The sequence below is a fragment of the Thermocatellispora tengchongensis genome (assembly GCF_014202315.1).
GTDB classification, from domain to species: domain Bacteria; phylum Actinomycetota; class Actinomycetes; order Streptosporangiales; family Streptosporangiaceae; genus Thermocatellispora; species Thermocatellispora tengchongensis.
In genome coordinates, this window is record NZ_JACHGN010000005.1 from 19,627 (window position 1) to 45,396 (window position 25,770).

Here is a 25,770-nt window from a genome sequence, read left to right on the forward strand (position 1 = left end):
TCCGGTAAAGCCACCGCAATGCGTTCGGCCGAACCCGGGCTCCTCCCCCGATCCCGCACGCCCTCGCCGTGCGCGGGCGGGTCGGTCAGCGGCGGGTGTCGTCGCCGTAGAAGACGCGTTCGACGACCTGGCGGGCGCGGCGGGTGGCGCGGCGGTAGTCGTCCACGAAGTCCTCCGAGCCGTCGGGCGGGTAGCCCAGGGCCTGGGCGACCATGCCGCGTTCGCGCAGGTCCACCGGGATCGAGTCGGACGCGCGGCCGCGTACCAGCATGATGGCGTCGCGGATGCGGGAGGCGAAGCGCCACGCCTCGGCCAGCACCGGCTCGTCGGCCGCGGACAGCAGGCCCGCGGCGACGGCGGCGCGCAGGGCGGCCAGGGTGCGGGTGGTCCGCAGCGCCGGGCACGCATGCGCGTGGCGGAGCTGCAGGAGCTGCGCGACCCACTCCACATCGGACAGCCCGCCGCGGCCGAGCTTGGTGTGCAGGGCCGGGTCGGCGCCCCGGGGCAGGCGCTCGGCCTCCATGCGGGCCTTGAGCCGCCGGATCTCGCGTACGGCGGCGTCGTCGATGCCGTCCTCGGGGTAGCGCAGCGGGTCGATCACGGCCAGGAACCGCTCGCCCAGCCCGGGATCGCCCGCGGAGACCCGGGCGCGCAGCAGCGCCTGCGACTCCCAGGGGGAGGACCAGCGGGCGTAGTAGGCCGCGTACGACGCCAGCGTGCGCACCAGCGGCCCCTGGCGGCCCTCCGGGCGCAGGTCGGGGTCGATGAGCAGCGGCGGGTCGGTGGCGGGCAGGGCGAGCAGCCTGCGCAGCTCGTTGGCCACGGCGTGGGCGGCGTCGGCGGCCTCCTTCTCGGCCGCGCCCTCGACCGGCTCGTGCACGAACATCACGTCGGCGTCGCTGCCGTAGGAGGGCTCGAACCCGCCCAGGCGGCCCATGGCGATCACGGTGAACCGGGTGGGCAGCGGCGCGCGGCGTTCGAGCACGACCTTGCCGATCGCGGCGTCGAGGGCGGCCTGGATCGTGACGTCGTTCAGCTCGGCCAGCGCCTGCCCGACCTGCTCGATGTCCACCCGGCCGACCAGGTCGGCGACGGCGGTGCGGAACAGCTCGCGGCGGCGCAGCGCGCGCACCGCGGCGACGGCGGTCTCGGCGTCGCCCTCGTGCCGGGAGACGGCCGCGGCGGCCTCGGTGGCCAGGGCGGCCTTGGGCCGCACCTCCAGCTCGGCGTCCGAGCCGAGCATCGCGACCGCCTCGGGGGCGTGCATGAGCAGGCCGGTGACGTACCGGCTGGTGCCGAGCAGCCGGGCCATGCGGGAGGCGACGGCGGTCTCGTCGCGCAGCAGCCGCAGGTACCACGGGGTGGCGCCCAGCTTGTCGCTGACCTGGCGGAAGCCGAGCAGCCCGGCGTCGGGGTCGGGGGCGTCGGCGAACCAGCCGAGCATGACGGGCAGCAGCGTGCGCTGGATGGCGGCACGCCGGGAGACGCCGCTGGTCAGCGTCGCGATGTGGCGCAGCGCGCCCTCGGGATCGGTGTAGCCGAGCGCTTCGAGCCTGGCCTTGGCCGCCGCGGTGGACAGTCGGGCCTCCTCTCCGGGGAGCCGGGCCACCGCCTGCAGCAGGGGCCGGTAGAAGAGCTTCTCGTGCAGGCGGCGCACCTCCATCGCGTGGCGCCGCCAGCGCGTGGTGAACTCGCCGACCGGGTCGATGGGCATGCCGAGCGCGCGGCCGATGCGGCGCAGGTCGGCGGTGTCCTCGGGCACGACGTGGGTGCGGCGCAGCCGGTGCAGTTGCAGCAGGTGCTCGACCTGGCGCAGGAACGTGTACGCCTCCGCCAGCGCGCGGGCGTCGTCCCTGCCGACGTATCCCCCGCGCGACAGGGCGGCCAGGGCCGGGAGGGTGGCGCGGCGGCGCAGCAGCGGGTCGTGCCTGCCGTGCACGAGCTGGAGGAGCTGCACCGCGAACTCGATGTCGCGCAGCCCGCCGGGGCCCAGCTTGAGCTGCCGCTCGGCGGCCGTGCCGTTGCCGCCCTCGCGCAGGTGCGACTCCACCCGGCGCCGCATCGCCTGCACGTCCTCGACGAAGTTCTCGCGCCCGGCGGCCTCCCAGACCATCTCGTTGACCTCATCGACGTACGCCTGGCCCAGCTCCATGTCGCCGGCGACCGGGCGGGCCTTCAGCAGGGCCTGGAACTCCCAGGTCTTGGCCCAGCGGCGGTAGTACGTCAGGTGGCTGGCGAGGGTGCGTACCAGGGGGCCGGAGCGGCCCTCGGGGCGCAGCGCCGCGTCGACCTCCCACAGCGAGCCCTCGGCGGTCGCGGTCGAGCAGGCCCGCATCATGCCCTGGGCGAGCTTGGTGGCCAGGCGCAGCGCCTCGGTCTCGTCTTCGCCCTCGCGGGGCTCGGCCACGAAGATCACATCGACGTCGCTGATGTAGTTCAGCTCGCGCGCGCCGCACTTGCCCATGCCGATCACGGCCAGGCGCACGCCGGTGCCGTGCTCGGCGCGGGCCACCGCCAGCCCGGCCTCCAGCGCGGCGGCGGCGAGGTCGGACAGCTCGGCGGTGACCTCGCCCAGCGTGGCCGAGCCGGTCGCGTCTCTGGCGGCCACCCGCAGCAGGTGGTTGCGGTACGCCACGCGCAACGCCGACAGGGTGGGCGTCGAGAACGCGCCCGCGCCCGGCGGGGGCACGGCCACGGGCTCGGCGGCCTCGGGGTCGGCGCCGACCGCGAGCAGCAGGTCGGCGCACAGCTCCTCCTGCGGCGGGCGGCGTACGGCCTGCTCACCCTGCAGGACCTTCCAGCTCTCGGGATGCCGTACCACGTGCTCGCCCAGGGCCGCGCTGACGCCGAAGACGGCCAGCAGCCGCTCGCGCAGCCCGGCGTCGCCCCGGAGCGCTCCGAGCACGCTCGGGTCGCGCTCGGCCAGCCGGTTCAGCGAGGTCAGCGCGAGGTCGGGATCGGCGGCGGCGACGATGGCCTCAAGCAGGTCGTAGTCGCCGACCGCCTCGGGCCCCAGCTCGTCGAGCAACCGTTCGGCGCGCGCGCCGTCGGCGAATCCGAGACGGGCGAGACGCCCGGCGGTCGACTCCATCCGGGGCACGGCCGTCACGCTCCCTCCGTCATGTTCCGCCCCCGTCATGGGCACCATCTCCTGCGGGGGGCTCTCCACGGTATGCACGCGACCTCCCCAATCCTTCCAGCCAGGGAACCCGTGGGCGCACGCCACACCGTCGGGGCGTCGCCGCACACGTTAAACCTTCCGGCTGTGCGACGTCGTTAGTGGATTGGCAGCGTAATCGCGTTCTCAGCGGCGAATACGCGGTTCCGCCACGACTTTGCCGAACGCCTCCGCGAGAGGCCGCCACGCCGCCACGAGACGGTCCTCGGCCTCCTTGACCTGGGCATTCAGCTCGTCCACGGAGAAACCCTGGCCGATCAGGGCATCGGCGGACCCGGACGTCCACCCGGTGAAAATCTCAGGTGTCGCCTCGGGGTGGAACTGCACCGCCCACGCCGCCTCCCCCAGCCGGTACGCCTGGTTCGGGTACACCTCGCCGGTCGCGAGCGGCACGGCGCCCTCGGGCAGCCGCCGCATCACGTCGCGGTGGTACTGCACCGCCACCGTCTCGGGCCCCAGGTGGCCCAGCAGCGGGTCGCCCGCGGCGGCCGGCAGGGGGCGTACGGGGACGGCGCCGACCTCCAGGCCGTGCTCGCCGCGGTTCACCTCGCCGCCGCAGGCCAGCGTCATGAGCTGGGCGCCGAGGCAGACGCCCAGCGTGGGCACGCCCGACTCGACGGCGCGGCGCAGCAGGCGCCGGGTGGCGGCCAGCCAGGGGTATCCCTCGTCGTCCCAGGCGGACGCCTCCCCGCCCAGCACGATCAGCCCGCCGGGGGCCTCGTCCGGGACCGGCTCGCCGAGGTAGGGGCGTACGACCTCGGTCGCCACGCCCAGCCACCGCTCGAAGTACCCCAGGCCGGCATCGGCCTCATGTTCGACCACCAGAACGCCCATAAAGCAATTATTCCCGTTGCTTTGGACATCCCAGACAGTAGGGGACGTAATTCACAACGCCCCGCCTCCGCGCCGTCTCCGGCGTGGAGGCGGGGCGGCGTGTCACTTCGGCAGGATCCACACGGCGCGGGACACCGCGACCAAGGTGCCGTCGGTCTCGTAGATGGCGCTCTCGCCGAACAGCTTGCGCCCCACCCGCCCGGCGGCCCGGCCGACCACCGAGTAGGTGCCGCCCGGGTAGACCCGGCGGTGCACCTGGGCGGTCAGCCGCCCCAGCAGCGCGCTCTCGCCCGGCCGGAACCCGGCCCAGCCGCTCACGCAGTCGAGCGCGGCCCACACGATCGGCGCGGGCACGTGGCCGTCGGCGTCGGTCACCGTGATCGGCACCCGCCAGCCCGCGGCGTGCAGATCGGTGCCCTCGACCGGCCCGGGGAAGATCCGCAGGCCGTCGCCCGGCTCGCGCAGGCCGCACACGAAGCACTCGGGAACGGGGTGGCGCACCAGCCCGGGGAACCCGGCCTCGGCGCGCGCGGCCACGTTGAACGGCACGAAGCCCGGGGCGGTCAGCTCCGCGGCCACCGGGATCGCCTCGACCAGGCCGCGCTCGCCGTCGCACAGCGTCACGGCGTTCGTATGGTGTTCCAGGCGTAGCTCGGTCTCAAGAGGGGTGGGCGCGTGCAGGGTGACCTCGACGGGAGAGCGGTGCTGCTCGGCGCCGTTCAGCGCCTCTGCGACGGTGCCGGCGATCCAACCGCCGTTGGCGGTGCCCGCGGGCCCGCGGAACCTCGCCGGAACGGACAACACGGTCTGCAGCTCCGCAGCCGTCGTCATGCCAGACCTCCCCATATCGCCCCCACAAGGGACGATTCATCCGAAACCACTATTCAGAACAGTCCGATTACTCTACCCGAATAGCTGTCGCCACAGCTAAACACCCCTGGATGTCCCGGTCGTCAACCCCGGGTAACACCCCAATGACGCGTCTCCGGCCCGCACCGCGAACCGGAGACGGATCACACTACAAGCAACCGGAACCGCTCGATCGCGCATTCCCGCACGAGAGGGGGCCTGCTGAGAGAACTCACAGGACCGGGAGGTGGCGGTCCAGCTCGAACTCGGTGACGTGGCGGCGGTACTCGTGCCATTCGGCGCGCTTGTTGCGCAGGAAGTAGTCGAAGACGTGCTCGCCCAGGGTTTCGGCCACCAGCTCGCTGCGCTCCATCACCGAGATGGCCTCGTCCAGCGACTGCGGCAGCGGCTGGATGCCCAGCGCGCGCCGCTCGGCGGAGGTCAGCGCCCACACGTCGTCCTCGGCGCCGGGGGGCATCTCGTAGCCCTCCTCGATGCCCTTCAGCCCGGCGGCCAGGATCACCGCGAACGCGAGGTAGGGGTTGCACGCGGAGTCGAGCGAGCGGAACTCGATGCGGGTCGAGCCGCTCTTGTGCGGCTTGTACATCGGCACCCGCACCAGCGCGGAGCGGTTGTTGTGCCCCCAGGAGATGTACGCCGGCGCCTCGCCGCCCTGCCCCGCGATGGCCTCGGCGCCGCCCCACAGCCGCTTGTAGGAGTTGACCCACTGGTTGCACACCGCGGTGATCTCGGCGGCGTGCCGCAGCAGCCCGCCGATGAACGAGCGGCCGATCTTGGAGAGCTGGTACTCCGCGCCCGGCTCGTAGAAGGCGTTGCGGTCGCCCTCGAACAGCGACATGTGGGTGTGCATGCCGGAGCCGGGGTGCTCGGTGAACGGCTTGGGCATGAAGCTGGCCCAGATGCCCTGCTCCAGCGCGACCTCCTTCATGACCAGCCGGAAGGTCATGATGTTGTCGGCGGTGGTGAGCGCGTCGGCGTAACGCAGGTCGATCTCCTGCTGGCCGGGGGCGCCCTCGTGGTGGCTGTACTCCACCGAGATGCCCATGGCCTCCAGCATCATGATCGCGTTGCGCCGGAAGTCGTGGCCCGAGCTGTGCGGGGTGTGGTCGAAGTAGCCGCCGGAGTCGATCGGCTCGGGCTTCTCACCGCGCTCCGGCTTCTTCTTCAGCAGGAAGAACTCCACCTCGGGGTGGGTGTAGAAGGTGAAGCCCATGTCGGCGGCCTTGGCCAGCGCGCGCTTGAGCACCCAGCGCGGGTCGGCGTGCGACGGCGAGCCGTCGGGCATCAGGATGTCGCAGAAGATGCGCGCCGCGCCCGGGGTCTCGCTGCGCCAGGGCAGGATCTGGAACGTGCCCGGGTCGGGCTTGGCCAGCATGTCGGACTCGTAGACGCGGGCGAAGCCCTCGATCGCCGAGCCGTCGAAGCCGATGCCCTCGGCGAACGCGCCCTCCAGCTCGGCCGGGGCGATGGCCACCGACTTCAGGAACCCGAGGACGTCGGTGAACCACAGCCGGATGAACCGGATGTCACGCTCCTCAAGGGTGCGCAGAACGAACTCCTGCTGGCGGTCCAAGGCATCTCCTTCGTGCTGCCGTGCCCAACACCATTGTCAATCGCGGTCAGCGGAAGACATGTCTGGTCGGCTTCAAGTCTGCCCGCTGCGTGTTTCGCACACGTTACGGGGTCCAGTAGTGAGGATGCCCTATCAGCTCCCCAATCCCACGATACGTACCTCGTCGTAGCCGTCCACCCGGTTCAGCGGCGGGTGAAACCCCGGGCGAGCCGGTCCAGGAAGGCCAGGGCGTGATCGGCCGACCAGCGCTCGGCGCGGTGCTTGCGGGTCAGCCCCTTCACCAAGGGCTTGAGCGCGTCGAGCCGGCGCGGCGCGGGCGGGTCCTGGGTGAGGATCGCCGACAGCACGGCGGGCAGCCCGTCGCGGGCGAACGGCTGGTGCCCCTCCACCGCCTGGTACAGCGTGACGCCCACGGCCCACAGGTCGGACGCCGCCGAAGCCCGCTCGCCCCTGATCCGCTCCGGCGCCAGGTACGCCGGCGTGCCCACCAGCCGCCCGGACGTCGTCAGCGAGCCCGGCTCCTGCTCGGCCACCGACAGCCCGAAGTCGGTCAGCACCACCCGGTCGCCCGTCAGCAGGATGTTGGCCGGCTTGACGTCCCGGTGCACGATCCCGGCCGCGTGCGCCGCCGACAGCGCCCCCAGCACCCAGGTGCCGATCGCGGCCACCGTCGACTCGGGCAGCGGCCCCTCCTGCAGCGCGTGCCCCAGCGAACGCCCCTTGACCAGCTCCATCACGATCCACGGCAGCCCGTCCTCCTCCACCACGTCGTGCACGGTGATCACACCGGGGTGGTTGAGCTGCGCGGCCAGCCGGGCCTCCCGCAGGGTCCGCCGCAACGCGGCGGCCCGCTCACGCGGCCCGAGGGCATGCCGCAACAGCACCTGCTTCACCGCGACGGGCCGGTGCAGAAGCTGGTCGTGGGCACGCCAGACCACGCCCATGCCGCCCTCGCCCAGCGGATCCTGGAGCACGTAGCGGCCGGCGAGCAGTCGGGAAGGATGCTCCGGCATGCGCGGCAACCTACCGGCCGCCATGGGGGCTGTCGGGAAGAATCATCCCAAGGAGTTTAGCCAGGTATGAAAGCCTCCCCCGACGGCAAGCCCGGCCCCCACGGCGATCCGCCCCACACCACCCCGCCCAACACCCACCACCGGCCCTGCGCCACCGGACACCGCGCCGCCCTGCCCTGCCCGGCGCACCCCGCCGGGCATCGGTCGATGGAGGTGGCCGTGGCCTTGTGGCCAAGGCCCGAGGGCCGGGCATCGCGCCGGTGGGGTGGCGGAGCCGGGCTCGACCGGCACGAGCACGAGGAGGATCAGCGCGCGGCTGCGCCCGACCGGCCCGGCGCGGGCGGCGCGGGCGGCGCGGGCGGCACGGACAGCACGGACAGCACGGACAGCACGGACAGGGCGGACAGCACGGACAGCGCGGACGGCGGGCCCTCCTCCCACAGCGTGCCGGCGCCCAGCACGGGACAGACCAGCATCGACCGGTACGGCGCGCACATCACCGCCACGCCTCAGCAGGATCGTGACGGCCGGGATAGCGGACGCGATCGTCGCCGCGCCGCTGCCCGCCCTCCCTCGCGGCCGGTACGCCGACATGTAGGGGTGCGCCTGGCCGGTGGGCACCCTGCCGACCCCGCTCACCGGCACCCAGCCGCCCCAAGCCAACGGGCCCGCGTTGCCGCAACCCACGACCGGAGGTGACCGCCCAACCACCGCCACCCCCCGACCCCCTCACCAGTACCCAGCCGCCGCAAGCCAACGGGCCCGGGTTGCCGTGGCTCCCGACCGGGGTGACCGGCTCAACGAGCGTTCATCGGATGCCAGATGGCAGCCGCTAGCGTGTGCCGGCATGCCCGCAAGGATCATGCCGGGCCGGGCCGGGCCGCGCGCGGCGACGGGCGCGCGCCTAGTCGGCGGGCACCCTGCCGACCCCGCTCATCGGCACCCGGCTGTTGGAGGCCGACAGGCCCGGGTTACCGGCCCGCGGCCAGGCGACCACCCCGGTCGCCGCCGGCCGTCTCCCCAACCGCCCCGCCACCCGTCTCCCCCGGCCCTCTCCCCAACCGCCCCGCCACCCGTCTCCCCCGGCCCTCTCCCCAACCGCCCCGCCACCCGTCTCCCCCGGCCCTCTCCCGAGGGCCCTACCGGCCGTCTCCCCGGCCGCCCTACCGGTCCCTTCCCGGGCCGGCCATCCACTGGCCTCTCCCCGGCCATCCACCGACCGTCTGCTCGGCCGCCCTACCGGCCCTCTCCCCGCCATCCACCGACCGTCTGCTCGGCCGCCCTCCCGCTCCTATCCCCGACCGGCCGAGGGGTGGCGCGGGGAGCGCTTTCAGCGAGTGTTGATCGGATGCCAAGTGGCGGTCGCTAGCGTCTGGCGGCATGCGGGCAAGGACCATGGCGGGCCGGGGCGCGGCGGCGGGGGCGCCCGGCGGGCACATTACAGGGCGCGAACGCTGGTGGAAGTTGCCGTTTCCCGACGGCGTCAGTACACGTACGCTTACCGCTGCAATGTTGAAATTTCATGCCCTCGGGCCTTTTCAGGCATATAACGGCGACACGCCGTTGGATCTCGGCGGCCAGCGCCAGATGGCCGTGCTCGCGCGGCTCCTCGTGGCCGGAGGGCGCGCCGTGCCCGTGCACACGTTGATCGACGAGCTGTGGCCGGGTGAGCCGCCCGCGCAGGCCCTGTCCACCATCCAGGGGTACGTCTCGCGGCTGCGGCGGGCGCTGGAGCCCGGACGGGCGCCGCGTGAGGAGGCGGGCGTGCTCGTCTCGGCCCCGCCCGGGTACGCCCTGCGGGCCCGCACCGATCAGGTGGACACCTGGAGGTTCGAGGCGCTGGTGAAGGCCGAGGCCGATCCGGAGGCCGACCCCGAGGGCGACTGGCAGCGCATGGAGACCGCGCTCGAACTGTGGCGCGGGCCGGCGCTGGCCGAGTTCTCCGACCTGTCCTGGGCGGCCACCGAGGCGGGCCGGTTGGAGGAGCTGCGCCTGGTGGCGACCGAGCGGCGGGCCAACGCGGGCATCCTGCTCGGCCGGTCGGCCTCGATGGTGCCCGACCTGGAGGCGCACGCCGCGGCCCACCCGCTGCGGGAGGAGGCGTGGCGGCTGTACGCGCTGGCGCTCTACCGCGCCGGCCGCCAGGGCGACGCGCTGGGCGCGCTGCGCCGCGCCCGCGCCATGTGGCGCGACGAGCTGGGCCTGGACCTGAGCGCGGCGTTGCAGCGGCTTGAGGCCGACATGCTCGCCCAGGCGCCGCACCTCGACGGGCGGCGCGGCGCCGCCGTGGCGAGGGCGGCGGCCGTACGGGCGGCGGTGGGGGGCGAGCAGGGGCATGCCGCCGCGCCCGGCGCCGCGCCGCTGCGCGTGGTCGTCGTGGACGACCAGGCCCTGGTGCGCACCGGCATGCGGGTGGTGCTGGACAGCGAGACCGGGCTGGAGCTGGCCGGGGAGGCCGAGGACGGCGAGCAGGCCATCGCCGTGGTCCGCGAGACCCGGCCCGACCTGGTGCTGATGGACATCCAGATGCCCCGCCTGGACGGCCTCACCGCGGCCAGGCGGCTGCTCGCCGACGACAACCCGCCGAAGGTGATCATGATGACGACCTTCGGCACCGACGAGAACCTGTACGCCGCGCTGCGTGCCGGCGTGAGCGGGTTCGTGCTGAAGACGTCGCCGCCCGAGCAGCTCATCGCCGCGCTGCGCGCCGCCGCGTCCGGGGACGCGCTGATCGACCCGGCGGTCACCACCCGGCTGATCGCGGCCTTCGCCGGGCGCCTGGACCCGGCCACGCCGCCCGAGCTGGCCGGGCTGTCCGACAGCCAGCTCGACCTGATCAAGCTGATCGCCCGCGGCCTGACCAACCGGCAGGTCGCCGCGACGCTGGGCGTCCCGGAGCCGACGGTGTCCGACCGGGTCTCCGAGCTGCTGGACCGCCTCGGCCTGCTCGACCGGGCGCAGCTCGTCGTGATCGCGTACGAGTCCGGCCTGGTCAACCCGGCCGGGCACGGGCGCTGACGGCCGGGGGACGGCTCCGGTGCCGGGCTCGCCGGGGGCGGGGTGGGTGCGTGCGGTCTCGGGGGCGGTGGCCGCGCTCGCGGTGACGCTGACCGTGACCGGCACCATCCTCCAGTTCCGCGTGCCCGCGGAGTGGGCGCCCTGGCCGCCCGTGGCGCCCGACCACGGCGCGGGGCTCACCTTCCCGGTGGTCGGCGCGTTCCTCCTCGCGCACCGGCCCCGGCTCAGGATGGGCTGGCTGATGTGCGGCGGCGGCCTGGCCTGCGCGGTCAACGTGATGGCGACCGGGCTGCTGGTGCACCACGCGTCGGCGGGCGACCTGGAGACGGCCGGGTACATGCGGCTGGCGGCGGCCCTCGGCTGGCAGCTCGGCGGCGCGACGCTGGCCGTCCTGCTGCCGCTGCTGTCGCCCGACGACAGGCTGCCGTCGCGCCGCTGGCGGGTGGTGGTCGTCGTGGGCGTGCTGGCCACGCTGGCGGAGGGCACCCGCATCCTGGTACGCCCGACGCCGCCCGCGGCCTCGTACATGTGGCCGCAGGTGATCCCCAACCCGCTGGCGATCGAGTCGCTGGCCCCGTACAACGCCACGATCATGACCGTCACCACCGTCGCGATCAACGTGTGCGTGGTGCTCGCGCTGCTGTCGCTGGGGCTGCGGCTCCGCCGCGCCGACCCGCTGGGGCGCAGGCAGATCGGCTGGCCGCTCGCGACGTTCGCGATCTACGTCGTGTTCCTGATCCTCGGCGAGGACTTCTGGCTGCCCGCGACGATCTGGACCGGGCTGATCCCGGTGGCCATCGCCTTCGCGGTGCTGCGCTACCGGCTGTACGGCATCGACACGGTGATCAGCCGGGCCGTGGTCGCGACCGGCCTGATCTTCGCGATCGGCGCGGTGTACTTCGGCGTGGGGGCGCTGGGCGGGCTGCTGGTGTCCGGCTACGACGAGCTGGCCGGCCTGGCGGCGGCGCTGGCGGCGGGCGCGTTCTTCCAGCCGCTGCGCGTCCGGCTGCGCCGGCTGGCCGACGTGATGCTGTACGGCAAGCACGGCGAGCCCAGGGAGCTGGCCAGGAGGCTGGCCAGGGAGGTGCGCGAGACCGAGCCGACGAACGCGCTGGCCGCCGTGACCGCGGTCGTGCGCGACGGGCTCGGCGTGACCGGCGTCGCGGTCGAGGTCGGCCGGGCGGGCATCCGGGTCGAGCTGGGCCGGGCCGGGCCCGATCCGCGCGAGGTGCCCCTGATCTGGCACGGGGAGCCGGTGGGCCGGATGCTGCTCGGCCCTCCCGGGCCGCGCCGGTTCGCGGCGGCGTACAACGACCGGCTGATCGCGGCGGCGACGCCGTACGTGTCCGACGTCGCGCACGCGGTCCTGATGGCCGCCGATCTGCAACGTTCCAGGGAGCGCATCCTGAGCGCGCGCGAGGAGGAGCGGCGCAGGCTCCGCCGCGACCTGCACGACGGTCTCGGCCAGGCGCTGACGAACATGTCGATGTCGCTGAACATGGCCAGGCTGACCCTGCGCAAGGCGCCGTCGTCGGCCGACCGACTGCTGCTGGACCTGCGCACCGGCATGGACTCGGTCAGCCAGGAGATCCGCGAGCTGGTCTACGGGCTGCGCCCGCCCAGCCTGGACGACCTGGGCCTGGCGGGTGCGATCCGCGCCCTGGCCGACGAGCCGGGACCCCCGGTCTCGGTCGAGGTCGAGGGTGAGATGACCGAGTTGCCGGCGGCGGTGGAGGTCGCGGCGTACCGGATCGCGCAGGAGGCGCTGACGAACGTGCGCAAGCACTCGGGGGCCTCGCGCGCCACGGTCTCGCTGACGCGCACCCCGCACGCGCTCGTCGTACGGGTGCGCGACGACGGCAAGGGCCTGCCCGAGCACCGGCGCTCCGGGGTCGGCTTCGCCTCCATGCGCGAGCGCGCGGCCGAGCTGGGCGGCACCTGCCTGATCACCTCCGACTCGGGCACGCAGGTCGAGGCGACGCTGCCTCTGCCCGGCTGAGCCGGCGCCCAGGGCGTACGGTGATCTGGATCGCACCCGGCAGGCCCTGATAGGGCGAAGCCACATAACGGAATATGGTGTACATCGTGGCACAATTGCGCATCGCTCTGGCCCAGACCAACCCCACCGTCGGCGACCTGACCGCCAACGCCGGAAAGCTCGTCGACTGGACGCGCCGCGCCTCCGAGCGGGGCGCCCACCTGGTCGTGTTCACCGAGATGTTCCTCACCGGCTACCCGGTGGAGGACCTGGTGCTGCGTAACTCGTTCGTGGAGGCCTCGATCGCCTCGCTGGACGCCGTGGCGCGCCGGCTGGCCGACGAGGGGCTCGGCGAGCTGCCCGTCGTGGTCGGTTACGTCGGCCGGGCCAACCTGGCGCCGCGGGTCGGCCAGCCGAAGGGCGCGCCGCTGGACGCCGCCGCGGTGCTGCACCGCGGCTCCGTCGTCACGCGCACGGCCAAGCACCACCTGCCCAACTACGGGGTGTTCGACGAGTACCGCTACTTCGTGCGCGGCGACCGGCTGCCGATCTTCCGGCTGCGCGGCGTGGACGTCGCGGTCGCGGTCTGCGAGGACCTGTGGCAGGAGGGCGGCCCGGTCGCGGTGGTGTCGCAGGCGGGCGCGGGGCTGCTGGTCGTGCCGAACGCCTCGCCGTACGAGCGGGAGAAGGACGACGTACGGCTGGAGCTGGTCGCGCGGCGGGCCCGCGAGGCCGGGTGCGCGCTGGCGTACGCCAACCAGATCGGCGGGCAGGACGAGCTGATCTTCGACGGCGACTCGATCGTGGTGGGCGCCGACGGCACGCTGATCGCGCGGGCGGCGCAGTTCACCGAGGAGCTGCTGGTCACCGACCTGGAGCTGCCCGAGGCCGACCCCGAGGCGCGTCCGGGCTCCTACCCCTACGACGCCGGCGACGGCTCCACCATCACCGTCGAGCGGCTGGACCTCGGCCTGGAGCCGGTGCCGCCGTACGAGCCGGAGCCGCCGTCGATCGCCGCCAGGCTGGACGACCTGGAGGAGGTCTACTCCGCGCTGGTGCTCGGCGTGCGCGACTACGCCGCCAAGAACGGCTTCCAGTCGGTGATCCTGGGCCTGTCGGGCGGCATCGACTCGGCGCTGACCGCCACGATCGCCTCCGACGCGATCGGCCCGGAGCGGGTCAACGTGGTGCTCATGCCCTCGCGCTACTCCTCCGAGCACTCACTGTCCGACGCGCGGGAGCTGGTGGAGCGGCAGGGCATCCGCTCGCGCGTGGTGCCGATCGAGGGCATCGTGGACGCCTTCGAGAAGGAGATCGACCTGAGCGGCCTGGCCGCGGAGAACCTCCAGGCGCGGGTGCGCGGCATGCTGCTCATGGGGCTGTCCAACGAGCACGGCCACCTGGTGCTGACCACGGGCAACAAGAGCGAGCTCGCCACCGGCTACTCCACCCTGTACGGCGACTCCGCCGGCGGCTTCGCGCCGATCAAGGACGTGCCCAAGACGATGGTCTGGCAGCTCGCCCGGTGGCGTAACGAGCAGCGGGGGTCCGGAGAGTTCATCCGCGATTTCGGCCGGCCGCCGATCCCGGTGAACTCCATCGAGAAGGAGCCCAGCGCCGAGCTGCGGCCGGGGCAGCTCGACACCGACTCGCTGCCGCCGTACGAGGTGCTGGACCGGCTGCTGGACGACTACGTCGAAAAGGACATGGGCCGCGAGGAGCTGATCGCCGCCGGGCACGACCCGGCGCTGGTGGCGCGGATCATCCGGCTGGTGGACCTGGCGGAGTACAAGCGCCGGCAGTACCCGCCGGGCCCGAAGATCACCCCGAAGAACTTCGGCCGCGACCGCCGGCTGCCCATCACCAACCGCTGGCGCGAGACCGGCGCGTGAACGCGGTGGTCCCCCTTCCGCCGCCTGGGGGCGGAAGGGGGACCACCGGATCGGCTCAGGCTCCGGGATTCGCGCCGAAGCCGCGCAGCAGCTCGTCCACGACGTCGGCGGCGCTGGAGCCGGGCGGCTCCTCGGCCGACACGGCCTGCCACCTGTTCAGCCAGATCATCGTGCCCACGATCGCCGCCATGGCGATCTCCACGTTCAGGCCGGGGCGCAGCTCCCCGTTGTCGATGCCGCGCTGGAGCACCGCGCGCAGGGTGCGCCGGCGCGGCTCGATGGCGACCTCATGGAACCGTTCGGCGAGGCGGGGGTGGCGCTCGTACTCGCTCTGGGCGAGGTGCATGACGCAGCGCAGGCGCGGGTGGCGCGACTCCTGCCTGATCGCGTCGAGGTAGCAGATCAGGTCCTCGCGCACCGAGGTGCCGGGCAGCGGCGGCAGCGGCGCCTTCAGCGCGGCCAGCGCGTCGACGACGAGGTCCTCCTTGTTCGACCAGCGGCGGTAGATCGTGGTCTTGCCCACGCCCGCGCGGGTCGCGATGGCCTCGATCGACAGCTCGGAGATGCCCACCCCCTCGCCCATCAGGTCGAGGGTGGCGTCGATGATCGCCTTCTCCGCCTTCGCCGAACGGGGACGGCCCGCGGGCCGGGCCGTCGCTTCGACTGTTCCATGGGTCGTCATCAGAGCCTCACACTACCGCCGGTTCCTTCTCCCGATTCTGCGGCGCGGGCGGAACCTGTACCGCGCCCTTGCCCGGCAGGCCGAAGAACACCACGATCGCGCCCACGAGGGCGATGGCCGCGGAGACCAGCGCCGTCACGTGCATGCCGTCGAGGAACGCCTGCTTGGCCGGCTCGATCAGCCCGGCACCGCGCGCGCCGAGCCCGTCGGCGACCGCCATCGTCGCCGCGATCGACTCGCCGGCGGCGTGCCGTACGGTCTCGGGCAGCGCGGTGAGCGAGCCGGCGATGCCGTCGCGGTAGCTCGCCGACAGCACCGAGCCCAGGATGGCCACGCCGAGCGCGCCCGCCACCTGCCGGATGGTGTTGCTCATCGCCGAGCCGACGCCCGCCTTCTCCCTGGGCAGCGATTCCATGATCGCGGTGGTCGCGGGCGGCATGATGTTGGCCATCGCGGCGCCCTGGACGAAGAAGACGATCTCGATCACCAGGACCGGGGTGTTCTGGTCCATCAGCGCGTAGCTCGCCAGGATCACCGCGATGATCAGCATGCTGACCGTGGCGGACGCGCGGCCGCCGAAGCGGGTGACCATGCGCTGGCTCAGCGGGGCGAAGATGAGCTGGGCCGCGGCGAACGGGATCATCAGGGCCCCCGCCTGCAGCGGCGAGTAGCCGAGCACCGACTGCAGGTAGAAGACCAGGAAGAACATCCCGCCCATCATCGCGAAGAACACGATGCCGACCATGCCGATGGCGCTGGAGAAGCGGCGGTCGCGGAAGTACCTGACGTCGAAGGCGGGGTGGTCGGTCCTGCGCTCCCACCACACGAAGGCGCCGAGCACGACGAGCCCCAGTACCGTCGGGAGCAGCACCTCCGCGCTGGCGACCGTGGCCAGCTCGCCACCGCGGATGATGCCGTAGGTGACGGCGACCAGGCCGACGATGGACAGCAGCACGCCGATCGGGTCGAGCCTGCCCGGCTTCGGGTCGCGCGACTCGGGCACGATCAGCCCGATGAGCACCATGCTCACCAGCACGACCGGGACGTTGATCAGGAAGACCGAGCCCCACCAGAAGTGCTCGATCAGCAGGCCGCCCGTGATCGGCCCGATCGCGACCGCCAGGCCGACGCCCGCGGCCCAGATCCCGATGGCCTTGCCCCGCTCCTGCGGCGGGAAGACGTTGGAGATGATCGCCAGCGTGGCGGGCATGATGGCCGCGCCGCCGACGCCCATGAAGGCCCTGGCGATGATCAGTTGCGTCGGGTCCTGCGCGTACGCGCTGGCCAGCGAGGCCAGCCCGAACAGCACCATGCCGATGAACAACATCCGCTTGCGCCCGGTCCGGTCACCGACGACCCCGAAGGTGAACAGCAGGCCCGCGAACACCAGCGTGTAGGAGTTGATCGCCCACTCGAGCTGGCTCTGCGTCGCGCCGAGCCCTTCCACCGGGTCGGCGATGGTCTTGAGCGCGACGTTGAGGATCGTGTTGTCGAGAACCACGACGAGCAGGCTGAACACCAGCACACCGAGGATCTGCCATCTCCGTGGATGTCCCGCGGATTGGTCCACCACCTGCTGCTTTTCCATACGCTTTCCCCCACGAGGTTTTCGATACGCCTAAGTTTCGCAACGCAACCGTAGCGCATGCAGATTCCGATACGCAACCGTCGCGTATCGATACGGAGCATGAACGGCAGGCGAACCCCACGACTCGGCGCACCGCGGCGGGCGCGTGAGGGCCTCTCGATCAGGGACGTGACCGCCGGGGCTCGGAGCGGCGCCGGGCCGACACGGGGCCTTGGGCAGGCCCGGACACCGCGAGCACCGTCACGAAGCCGTGCTCGAAGAACGTGCCGGGGCCGGGTGTCCGCGCCGAGGCTCGATCTCTCGCGGCGCCTCGCCGGGCTCGGCGGGGACGGCCTTCGGCGTCAGAGGGGCGGGGGTGCGGTGGCGGCGCCAGAAGGGGACGGCGAGGAGGACGGCGGCGGCGCCGATGAGGCCGGTGACGGCGAAGGCGGTCGCGGGGCCGTAGGCGTCGATGACCGCGCCGGCCACGGGGTTGCCGATGGCGACGCCCAGGGTGAGGGCGGTGCTGTGCAGGCCCATGGCCTCGCCGCGGGCGGCGGCGGGGACACGGCGGCTCACGACGTCGATCGAGCTGGACAGGGCGGGGGCGCACAGCAGGCCGGAGGGGAGGATGGCCAGGCACAGCCACCACCAGCCGCCGCCCACCAGGCCGAGGGGCGCGGTGAGGGCGCACAGGCCGCCGATGAGCAGCAGCGGGGACACCTCGCGGCTCAGGCCGCCGTACACGAAGCCGCCGATCAGGGAGTACAGGCACCAGACGCCGATGACCAGCCCGGCCAGGCCGGTGGCGCCGGCGGTGGTGAGGGTGGCGACCAGGGACAGCTCGGTGGCGGTGAGGACGAAGGTGAGCGCGGAGACCGCGCCGAGGAGGGTGACCAGGCCGGGGGTGAGCCAGGAGCGGCGGGACGGCGCGCCGCCGGCGGCCTGCTCCTCCTCCCGCTCGGCGTCGGACTTGATGGGCGGGTCGAGCAGGAACAGGACCACGCCGGAGCCGACCAGGCCCACGCCGACCGCGATCAGCATCCACGCGCTGCCGAGCGCGGCCACGCCGGCCGCGGCCACGGCGGGGCCGACCATGTAGGACAGCTCGACGGCCATGGAGTCGAGCGCGAAGGCGGGCCTGCGCCGCTCGGCGGGGACCATCGCGGCCAGGCACTGCCTGATCACGGTGAACACGGGCAGGCTGAGCAGGCCGGCCACCGCGCCCGCGACCAGCAGCGCGTAGTACGGCAGCGCCGGCGCGGCGAGCCAGAACACGAGCTGGGCCGCCGTGGTGACCAGGAGCACCGGGCGCAGCCCGTGCCTGTCGACGAACCGGCCGGCCAGCGGCGCGCCCACGGCGGTGCCGAGCGTGGCCGCGGTGCCCACCAGGCCGGCCTGGGTGAAGCCGAGCTTCATGCTGTCGGTCACGTGCAGCGTGAGCGTGAGCCCCGTGGCGGTGACCGGGATCCTGGCGATCAGCCCGACCAGCGTCAACGAGCGGACCCCCGGCAGCCCCAGAACGCCCCGGTAAGGTGTCATATCCATTACAGGTGCTTACCTCCCTCCGCATTGTGTCGTATGCCACCGACAAAAAGGCAACCGGATTACGCCCCTGTTTGGGGGTGTTACACCACCGGATGGCATGCCATCATCGGAGACGTCCGGGGACGCCACAGGGGCGCCTCGAGGCCATGGAGGGATCTGCGATGTCCTCTGCCACTTCTGTGTCCAGCCCGTCGACCAAGCTCTACGGCGGCCAGGCTGGGAGAAGGGTTACCGTCCGCGACCTCGCCGCCGCCAAGGAGCGCGGTGAGCGCTGGCCGATGGTCACCGCCTACGACGCGATGACCGCGCACGTGTTCGACTCGGCCGGGATTCCGGTCCTGCTGGTGGGCGACTCCGCCGCGATGGTCGTCTACGGCTACGATTCCACGCTCCCCGTCTCCGTGGACGACCTGCTGCCGCTGACGGCGGCCGTCGTACGCGGCTCGTCCCGCGCGCTCGTCGTCGCCGACCTGCCCTTCGGCTCCTACCAGGCGTCCCCCCAGCAGGCGCTGGAGTCGGCGGCCAGGTTCATGAAGGAGGCCGGCGCCCACGCGGTCAAGCTCGAAGGCGGCCACCGCGTGCTCCCCCAGGTCGAGGCCCTGGTCTCGGCGGGCATCCCGGTGATGGCCCACCTCGGCCTGACCCCGCAGTCGGTGAACGTCTTCGGCGGCTACCGGGTGCAGGGGCGCGGGCAGTCGGGCGATGAGCTGATGGCCGACGCCAAGGCCCTGGAGCACGCGGGCGCGTTCTCCGTGGTGCTGGAGTGCGTGCCGGCCGAGCTGGCCAAGCGGGTCACGGGCTCGCTGTCGATCCCGACGATCGGGATCGGCGCCGGGCCCGACTGCGACGCCCAGGTGCTCGTCTGGCAGGACCTGATGGGGCTGACCGAGCGCCCGGCGAAGTTCGTCAAGAAGTACTTCGACCTGGCCGGCGAGATGGACCGCGCGGTGCGGGCCTTCGCCGACGAGGTCACCACGGGCGCCTTCCCCACCGCCGAGCACAGCTACCGCTGATCACCGGTACCGCTCCGCGGCCCCCTCAGGCGAGGAGGGTCGCGGGGTCGGTGTTGGCGCCGCAGAGGATGACGGCCACGCGCTCGCCGGGCGCCGGCGTGTAGGCGCCCGCGGTGACCGCGGCGAGCGCGGTCGCCCCGGCGGGCTCGACGGCGATCCGGTGCGTGCGCCACAGCTCGCGGCGGGCCTCGGCGATGGCGTCGTCCTCGACCAGGACGCTCTCAACCCGGTCCCGCACGATCGAGAAGGCCAGCTCGCCCAGCCGGGTGGCGCCGAGGGCGTCGGCGGCGACCCCGCCGACCGGTACGTCCACGGGGCGCCCGGCGGCCAGGGCCTCGTGCAGGGTCGGGCACAGGCGCGGCTCGACGGCCACGACCTTGGCCCGCCCGGCCACGGCCAGGGTCACACCGCCGATGAGCCCGCCGCCGCCGACCGCGACCAGCACGGTGTCCACGCCGCCGGTCTGCTCCAGCAGCTCGGCGCCGAGCGTGCCCTGCCCGGCGATCACGTGCGGGTGGTCGTAGGCGTGGATCTCCAGCGCGCCCGACTCGGCGGCGCGCTTGCGGGAGGCGAGCAGGGCGTCGGAGTACACGGCCCCGGTCCGGGTGACGTGCGCGCCGAGGTCGCGCAGGCCGCCGACCTTGACCGGGCCGGTGACCTCGGGCACGAAGATCTCGGCCCGTACGCCGAGCGCCCGCGCCGCGTACGCGACCGCGAGCCCGTGGTTGCCGCCGCTGGCCGCGATCACCCCGGCCGGCCCCGGCTCGCCCGCCTCCCGCGCGGCGAGGATGCGGTTGAACGCGCCCCGCGCCTTGAACGACCCGGCGTGCTGCAGGAACTCCAGTTTGTACACCAGGCCGGGCGGCCCCTCCACCACCGGCGTACGCCGGACGCGCCCCGCTATGCGCCGGGCCGCCCGCTCGACGTCCGCGACCGTGACCTCACTCATGCCCGTCTCCCGTGGATGCTCATGGCCGTCTCCCGCCGATGCTCATGGCCGTCTCCCGTCGATACTCATGGCCGTCTCCCGTCGATGTGCCGCTTGATCCCGGCGATCCTAAGCCGCCAGCGCCCGCTCGAAGTCGGCCCACAGGTCCTCGGGGTGCTCGATGCCGACGGCCACCCGCACGGTGCCCTCGCCGATGCCCGACCGGGCCAGCTCCTCGGGGGTGAGCGAGCGGTGCGAGGTGCTCGCCGGGTGCAGGATCAGGGTCTCCACGCCGCCGAGCGAGGGCGCGAGCAGCGCCACGCGTACGGCGCTCATGAACCGCTCCCCGGCCGCGCGCCCGCCCTTGAGGTCGAAGGAGAACACGCCGCCGAAGTCGGGCAGCAGCTTGGCCGCGACCCGGTGCGAGGGATGGGTGGGCAGTCCGGGCCAGTGCACCGCGGCGACCGCGGGGTGCTCCGCGAGCCGGGTGGCGAGCAGCCGGGTGTTCGCGCAGTGCCGCTCCATGCGCAGGCCCAGCGTCTGCATGCCGCGCAGGGTGAGCCAGGCGGCGAACGGGTCGGCGGTGGCGCCCAGCTCGATCGCGAACGACCACACCTTGCGGTACAGCTCGTCGGAGGCGAAGACCGCGACGCCGCCCAGCACGTCGGTGTGCCCGCTGAGGTACTTCGTGGTGGAGTGCACCACGACGTCCGCGCCGTGCTCGATGGGGCGGCACAGCAGCGGAGAGGCGAAGGTGTTGTCCACCACCGAGATCACCCCGGCCTCGCGCGCCGCGCCGCACATCGCGGGCAGGTCGGCGACCTGGGTCACCGGGTTGGCGATGGTCTCCAGGTACAGCAGCCGGGTCTCGGGGCGCACGGCGGCGCGGAAGGCGTCCGGGTCGTCCTCGGGCACGTGGGTGACGGCCACGCCGAACCGCTCGGCGAGGTCGTTGAGCATCGTGGCGGTCCCGCCGTACAGGGCGCGCTGGGCGACGATGTGGTCCCCGGGCTTGACCAGCGCGAGCAGCACCGAGTTGATCGCGCCCATGCCCGAGCCGGTGGCGATGGCGCCCGCCCCGCCCTCCAGCCCCGACACCGCCAGCTCCAGGGCCCGCACGGTCGGGTTGCCGAGCCGCCCGTAGACGTACGGCCCGTCGGGCCGGCCCATGCCGTCGGCGAACACGGCCGGGTCGTCCAGGACGAACCCGGACGTCTGGTACAGCGGCACCGTGATCGGCCGCCCGCCCTCCAGCGGCGGGTGCGGCAGGTGGACGGCACGGGTGTCAGGGTGCAGTTCCGGCATATCCCTCAAATCGCTCATGGTGTTAAGGATGGCGGCAAACCGGATGTCATCCGAACCCGGCCCCGAAGTCATGAATTTTTCCCTGCCGGGCCCCGCACCGCTCCGCCCACAATCGGCGCATGGACACGGCGATACGAGTGGACGGGCTGCGCAAGCGCTACGGCGACTACGAGGCGGTGCGGGGGATCTCCTTCGAGGTGGCGCGGGGCGAGGTCTTCGCGCTGCTCGGCCGCAACGGGGCGGGCAAGACGACCACGGTGGAGGTGCTGGCCGGCTTCGGCCGCCCCGACTCGGGCACCGTCCGGGTCCTCGGGCACGACCCGGTGGCCGACCGGGCCCGGGTGCGCCGGCGCACCGGGATCATGCTGCAGGAGGCCGGCTTCTTCCCCGACCTCACCGTGGCGCAGACGGTCGCGTCCTGGCGGGAGTTCGTCACCGACCCGCGCCCCGACGTGCTGGCCCTCACCGGCCTGGAGCACCGCTCCGGCACCAAGGTGCGCCAGCTCTCCGGCGGCGAGAAGCGCCGCCTCGACCTCGCGCTCGCGCTGCTCGGCCGGCCCGAGGTGCTCTTCCTGGACGAGCCGACCGCGGGCATGGACCCCGAGGCCCGGCGCGCGACCTGGAACCTGGTGGCCGAACTCGCCGACGCGGGCACCACCGTGCTGCTCACCACGCACTACCTGGAGGAGGCGCAGCGCCTCGCCGGGCATCTCGCGATCATGGACGGCGGCGAGATCGTGGCGGGCGGCGGCATGGCCGAGACCCTCGCCGGCCGCGCCGGGCGGGTCGCCTTCGAGCCGCCCGACGGCGTACGCCCCGAGGACCTGCCGCTCCCGGCCACGGCGGAGGGGCCCATGCTCGTCGTACGCGCCGCCGACCCCGACGTGGCCGCGCAGACGCTGCTGGGCTGGGCCGGCGAGCGCGGCGTGCGGCTGCGCGGCCTGGAGGTCCGCAGCGCCACGCTGGAAGAGCTCTTCCTCGACCTGGCCGGCTCGGCCGCGGAGGAGGCCCGATGAGCACGATGGCGGTGTTCAGGCTGGGCAACCGGCTGTTCTGGCACGACCGCGCGATGCTGACCGCGAGCGTGGCCACGCCGCTGCTCCTCGGCGTCGGGCTGCCGGTGATGATGAGCAGGCTGGGCCGCCCGCAGGACGCGGTCGCGATGTACCACGGCATGATCGCGCTGCTGCTGTCCGTCAGCGGCTTCATGGCCATCGCCACCCTGCTCACCGCCCGCCGCGACCACCTCGTGCTCAAGCGGATGCGCGCCACCGGGCTGACCGACCGGCAGATCCTCACCGGCGAGATCGGCAACGTCGTCTGGCAGCAGATCCTGCTGGTCGCCCTGGTCACGGCCGGGGCACGGCTGTTCGCCGGGGTGCCGCTGCCGCGCGACCCGGTGCTGTTCGCGGTCTTCGCGGTGGCGGGCGCGACGGTGGCCGCGATGCTGGGCGCGGCCTGGACCGCCGCGATCCCGCGGGCGGAGCTGGCCGCGGCGATGAGCGTGCCGTTCTTCCTGCTGGCCGCGCTGGGCGGGGGCGCGTTCGGGCCGCTGCTCGACCTGCTGCCGCCCTGGCTCGGCACCGCCCTGTCGCTGCTGCCGACCAGCCCGGTCGTGGACGCGGTGCGCACGGCGTACGACGAGGGCGGCGACCTGGCGGGCGACCTCGCCGCGGCCGGGCGGCCCGCCCTGCTGCTCGCCGTGTGGGCCGCCGTGGCGGTGGTGGCGATGGCGCGCTGGTTCCGCTGGGAACCCCGGCGGCCATAATCGACAGTTGTGTCTCCTCAGCGACTCGCCGTCGCCACGGTCGTCACGATCTCGGTCGGCTACACGGTCAACACGGTCATCCTGGTCTCCTCCTCCGGCTCCTTCCCGCACATCGCGCTGATGGCGGGCGCGCTGGCCGGGTTCTTCCTGCCGCACTACGTCCACGTACGGGCGGCGCTGCGCGGCGTGCGGCTCTCCGGCCCGCCGTGGGGCCTGATCGTGCAGGCCGTCGCGGCGTACGCGCCGATCCTCGCCTTCGGCGCGGTCTGGGGGCTGGCGGTGCCGCCGATCCTGGCCGGCTCGGCGCTGATCCGGCTCGGCCTGCGCACCGGACTGCCGATCCTGGCCGCGATGATGGCCTGCCAGGCGGTGTGGACGGCCACCATGCCGCCGTACGGCACGGTGTTCGCCGGGTTCTACTACGGGCTCACGGTGTTCATCACCGGCTTCGTGCTGTACGCGGTGACCAGGCTGGTCGTGGTGACCAGGGAGCTGTCCGAGGCGCGGGCCGAGCTGGCCGAGGCGGCCGTGCTGCGCGAGCGGCTGCGCATCTCCCGCGACCTGCACGACGGGCTCGGGCGCAGCCTGACCGCCATCGCGCTCAAGGGCGACCTGGCGGCCAGGCTGGTGGAGACCGAGCCCGGACGGGCGCGCGCCGAGGTGGGCGAGCTGGCGCGGGTCGCCAGGGAGGCCGCGCAGGACGTACGCAGGGTGGCGCGCGGCTACCGGGAGATGTCGCTGGAGCAGGAGGTGCACCGGGCCGTGGCGCTGCTGGAGGCGTCCGGGGTGGAGTGCCAGGTCAACCTGGCCGACGCGGAGCTGCCCCGGCCGGTGGAGGAGGTGCTGGCCTGGGCGGTGCGCGAGGGCGTGACCAACGTGCTGCGGCACAGCGCCGCCACCACCTGCTCCATCACCACTTCGGCCGCGGCGGGCGGCGTACGCCTGGAGATCGTCAACAACGGCGCGTCCGCCGCCGGCGACGGGACCGGCAGCGGGCTGGCCGGCCTGGCCGAGCGCGCGGCGGCCGTCGCGGGCCGCGTGGAGGCCGGGCGCGCGGGCCCGGAGGGCTTCCGCCTGGCCGTGGAGGCGGCCACATGATCAGGGTGCTGCTGGCCGAGGACATGCACATGATCAGGTCCGCGCTGACCGCGCTGCTGCGCCTGGAACGCGACTTCGAGGTGGTCGCCGAGGTCGTCAGCGGCGACCACCTCGTGCCCGAGGCGCTGCGCACCCGCCCGGACGTGGCGATCGTGGACATCGACCTGCCCGTCGTGGACGGCATCACGGCCGCGGCCGAGCTGCTGCGGGTGCTGCCGGAGTGCCGGGTGTTGGTGCTCACCGCGCTCGGCCGCCCCGGCAACGTACGCCGCGCGCTGTCGGCCGGCATCCGGGGGTTCCTGGTCAAGGACGCCCCCGCCGACCGGCTCGCCGACGCCGTACGCCGCACCGCCGCCGGCCTGCGCGTCCTGGACCCGGAGCTGGTCGCCGCCGCCATGGAGTACGGCGAGAGCCCGCTGACCGCACGCGAGACGACCGTCCTGCGCGAGGCCGCCGGCGGCCTGTCCGCCGAGGAGATCGCCGCCCGGCTGCACCTGTCCCCCGGCACCGTGCGCAACTACCTGACCAGCGCGATCACCAAGACCGGCGCCCGCAACAAGATCGACGCGATCCGCGTCGCCGAGGACGCCGGCTGGCTGTAGCGTACGGCGGCCGAGGAGCCTCCCCCCGAACACGACACCCCGAGAACACCGGAGGACCCACCGCAAACGCCGGCACCAGCCGGACACCAGACGACCCCCACCCCAGACACCAGAGGACCCACCCGAGCCCCCCAGGGCCCGGCGGCCTCAGACGTCGGTGATGCGGAAGCCGGCGTGGGCCTTGTAACGGCGGTTGATGGAGATCAGGTTGGCGGTGAACGCCTCCACCTGGCGGGCGTTGCGCAGCCGGCCGCCGTACAGGCCGCGCACGCCCGCGATCCGGTTGGCCAGGGCCTGCACGGTGTCGGTGGCCTCGCGGTCGTCTCCGAGCACGAGCACGTCCAGGTCCACCTCGGCCACCTCGGGGTCGAGCAGCAGCACCGCGGAGACGTGGTGGAAGGCCGCAACCACGCGCGACTCGGTGAGCACCGCGGCGGCCTGCTCCGCCGCGCTGCCCTCCTCCACCGGCAGCGCGTACGCCCCGCGCTTGTCGAAGCCGAGCGGGTTCACGCAGTCGACCACGATCTTGCCCGCCAGCGGCTCGCGGAGCGATTCGAGCAGTTCCTTGTGCCCCTCCCACGGGACCGCGACGATCACGATGTTGCTCTCGGCGGCCACGGTCGCATTGACGGCGCCGGACACGTCGGCCCCGTCGAGCCCGAGCGAGGCCGCGGCCTGCTCGGCGCGCTCGGCGCTGCGGGAGCCGATCAGCACCCGGTGGCCCGCCATGGCGAACCTGCGCGCCAGCCCCTTGCCCTGGTCCCCCGTACCGCCCAGGATGCCCAGGGACAGGCCGCTGACGTCAGGAAGGGTGCTCTCCGGCACGCTCATCACTCCTTCGCCCGCCCGCGGCGGGCCGCTGCGCTCGTCGTACGTCCGCATCATGCCAGGCGGCGAAACCCG

Annotated in this window: 20 protein-coding genes; 8 read left to right on the top strand and 12 right to left on the bottom strand. The window is 73.5% G+C overall.

Features of this window, described 5'->3' with window-relative positions; genetic code table 11:
- Positions 1-85 precede the first annotated feature (85 nt).
- From HNP84_RS12215 to HNP84_RS12240, 6 genes are all read right to left on the bottom strand, one after another.
- Complete coding sequence (locus HNP84_RS12215; protein WP_185050240.1) at positions 86-3,091, bottom strand: bifunctional [glutamine synthetase] adenylyltransferase/[glutamine synthetase]-adenylyl-L-tyrosine phosphorylase; 3,006 nt, start codon at positions 3,089-3,091, stop codon at positions 86-88.
- Positions 3,092-3,304: 213 nt separating this feature from the next.
- Positions 3,305-4,012 (bottom strand): type 1 glutamine amidotransferase, encoded by a 708-nt coding sequence (locus HNP84_RS12220; RefSeq protein WP_185049794.1) that lies wholly within the window; start codon positions 4,010-4,012, stop codon positions 3,305-3,307.
- Between the two features lie 102 nt (positions 4,013-4,114).
- Positions 4,115-4,843 (bottom strand): hotdog fold domain-containing protein, encoded by a 729-nt coding sequence (locus HNP84_RS12225; protein ID WP_185049795.1) that lies wholly within the window; start codon positions 4,841-4,843, stop codon positions 4,115-4,117.
- 250 nt (positions 4,844-5,093) lie between these two features.
- Complete coding sequence (gene glnA2, locus HNP84_RS12230; RefSeq protein ID WP_185049796.1) at positions 5,094-6,455, bottom strand: gamma-glutamylpolyamine synthetase GlnA2; 1,362 nt, start codon at positions 6,453-6,455, stop codon at positions 5,094-5,096.
- A gap of 182 nt (positions 6,456-6,637) precedes the next feature.
- A complete protein-coding gene (locus HNP84_RS12235) occupies positions 6,638-7,468 on the bottom strand; it encodes a serine/threonine-protein kinase (protein ID WP_185049797.1) in 831 nt (276 codons plus the stop codon).
- A gap of 305 nt (positions 7,469-7,773) precedes the next feature.
- Entirely contained in the window at positions 7,774-7,974 is a 201-nt protein-coding gene (locus tag HNP84_RS12240) for a hypothetical protein (protein ID WP_185049798.1), read from the bottom strand.
- A 1,057-nt stretch (positions 7,975-9,031) separates the two neighbouring features.
- On the opposite strand from HNP84_RS12240, the gene HNP84_RS12245 reads away from it, so the two are divergent.
- The 3 genes from HNP84_RS12245 to HNP84_RS12255 all read left to right on the top strand — a co-directional run bounded on the left by HNP84_RS12245 (position 9,032) and on the right by HNP84_RS12255 (position 14,356).
- Positions 9,032-10,486: a BTAD domain-containing putative transcriptional regulator gene (locus tag HNP84_RS12245; protein ID WP_246518106.1), complete on the top strand. Its 1,455-nt coding sequence runs from the start codon at positions 9,032-9,034 to the stop codon at positions 10,484-10,486.
- A gap of 46 nt (positions 10,487-10,532) precedes the next feature.
- A complete protein-coding gene (locus HNP84_RS12250; RefSeq protein ID WP_312924553.1) occupies positions 10,533-12,485 on the top strand; it encodes a sensor histidine kinase in 1,953 nt (650 codons plus the stop codon).
- Positions 12,486-12,571: 86 nt separating this feature from the next.
- Positions 12,572-14,356 carry an NAD+ synthase gene (locus tag HNP84_RS12255; RefSeq protein WP_185049801.1) on the top strand — a complete coding sequence of 595 codons (1,785 nt, stop codon included), beginning with the start codon at positions 12,572-12,574 and terminating at the stop codon, positions 14,354-14,356.
- A 55-nt stretch (positions 14,357-14,411) separates the two neighbouring features.
- Here HNP84_RS12255 and HNP84_RS12260 read toward each other — a convergent pair whose 3' ends face one another.
- The 3 genes from HNP84_RS12260 to HNP84_RS12270 form a co-directional block, all read right to left on the bottom strand.
- Positions 14,412-15,038 carry a TetR/AcrR family transcriptional regulator gene (locus HNP84_RS12260; RefSeq protein ID WP_185049802.1) on the bottom strand — a complete coding sequence of 209 codons (627 nt, stop codon included), beginning with the start codon at positions 15,036-15,038 and terminating at the stop codon, positions 14,412-14,414.
- Between the two features lie 7 nt (positions 15,039-15,045).
- Positions 15,046-16,626, bottom strand: a complete 1,581-nt coding sequence (locus HNP84_RS12265) for an MFS transporter (protein WP_185049803.1) — start codon at positions 16,624-16,626, stop codon at positions 15,046-15,048.
- 240 nt (positions 16,627-16,866) lie between these two features.
- A complete protein-coding gene (locus HNP84_RS12270) occupies positions 16,867-18,153 on the bottom strand; it encodes an MFS transporter (protein WP_185049804.1) in 1,287 nt (428 codons plus the stop codon).
- Positions 18,154-18,314: 161 nt separating this feature from the next.
- Here HNP84_RS12270 and panB point away from each other — a divergent pair, with 161 nt between their 5' ends.
- The gene (gene panB / locus HNP84_RS12275; RefSeq protein ID WP_185049805.1) at positions 18,315-19,166 is read left to right on the top strand and encodes a 3-methyl-2-oxobutanoate hydroxymethyltransferase; all 852 of its coding nucleotides are present in this window, start codon (positions 18,315-18,317) and stop codon (positions 19,164-19,166) included.
- Between the two features lie 25 nt (positions 19,167-19,191).
- Here the strand turns inward: panB and HNP84_RS12280 are convergent, their stop codons facing one another.
- Together HNP84_RS12280 and HNP84_RS12285 are read right to left on the bottom strand one after the other, a co-directional pair.
- Positions 19,192-20,115 carry a threonine/serine dehydratase gene (locus tag HNP84_RS12280; protein ID WP_185049806.1) on the bottom strand — a complete coding sequence of 308 codons (924 nt, stop codon included), beginning with the start codon at positions 20,113-20,115 and terminating at the stop codon, positions 19,192-19,194.
- Between the two features lie 108 nt (positions 20,116-20,223).
- Entirely contained in the window at positions 20,224-21,417 is a 1,194-nt protein-coding gene (locus HNP84_RS12285) for a trans-sulfuration enzyme family protein (protein ID WP_246518107.1), read from the bottom strand.
- A 101-nt stretch (positions 21,418-21,518) separates the two neighbouring features.
- On the opposite strand from HNP84_RS12285, the gene HNP84_RS12290 reads away from it, so the two are divergent.
- Genes HNP84_RS12290 through HNP84_RS12305 form a run of 4 tightly spaced genes read left to right on the top strand, consistent with a single transcriptional unit; the run spans position 21,519 to position 24,867 of the window.
- On the top strand, positions 21,519-22,415 hold the full coding sequence (locus tag HNP84_RS12290; protein ID WP_185049807.1) for an ABC transporter ATP-binding protein: 897 nt from the start codon (positions 21,519-21,521) through the stop codon (positions 22,413-22,415).
- A complete protein-coding gene (locus HNP84_RS12295; RefSeq protein WP_185049808.1) occupies positions 22,412-23,167 on the top strand; it encodes an ABC transporter permease in 756 nt (251 codons plus the stop codon). The genes HNP84_RS12290 and HNP84_RS12295 overlap by 4 nt, the downstream gene beginning before the upstream one ends.
- 9 nt (positions 23,168-23,176) lie before the next feature.
- On the top strand, positions 23,177-24,265 hold the full coding sequence (locus HNP84_RS54895) for a sensor histidine kinase (RefSeq protein WP_185049809.1): 1,089 nt from the start codon (positions 23,177-23,179) through the stop codon (positions 24,263-24,265).
- The gene (locus HNP84_RS12305) at positions 24,262-24,867 is read left to right on the top strand and encodes a response regulator transcription factor (RefSeq protein WP_185049810.1); all 606 of its coding nucleotides are present in this window, start codon (positions 24,262-24,264) and stop codon (positions 24,865-24,867) included. The genes HNP84_RS54895 and HNP84_RS12305 overlap by 4 nt, the downstream gene beginning before the upstream one ends.
- 147 nt (positions 24,868-25,014) lie before the next feature.
- Here the strand turns inward: HNP84_RS12305 and npdG are convergent, their stop codons facing one another.
- Complete coding sequence (gene npdG, locus HNP84_RS12310; protein ID WP_376771870.1) at positions 25,015-25,692, bottom strand: NADPH-dependent F420 reductase; 678 nt, start codon at positions 25,690-25,692, stop codon at positions 25,015-25,017.
- Positions 25,693-25,770 lie beyond the last annotated feature (78 nt).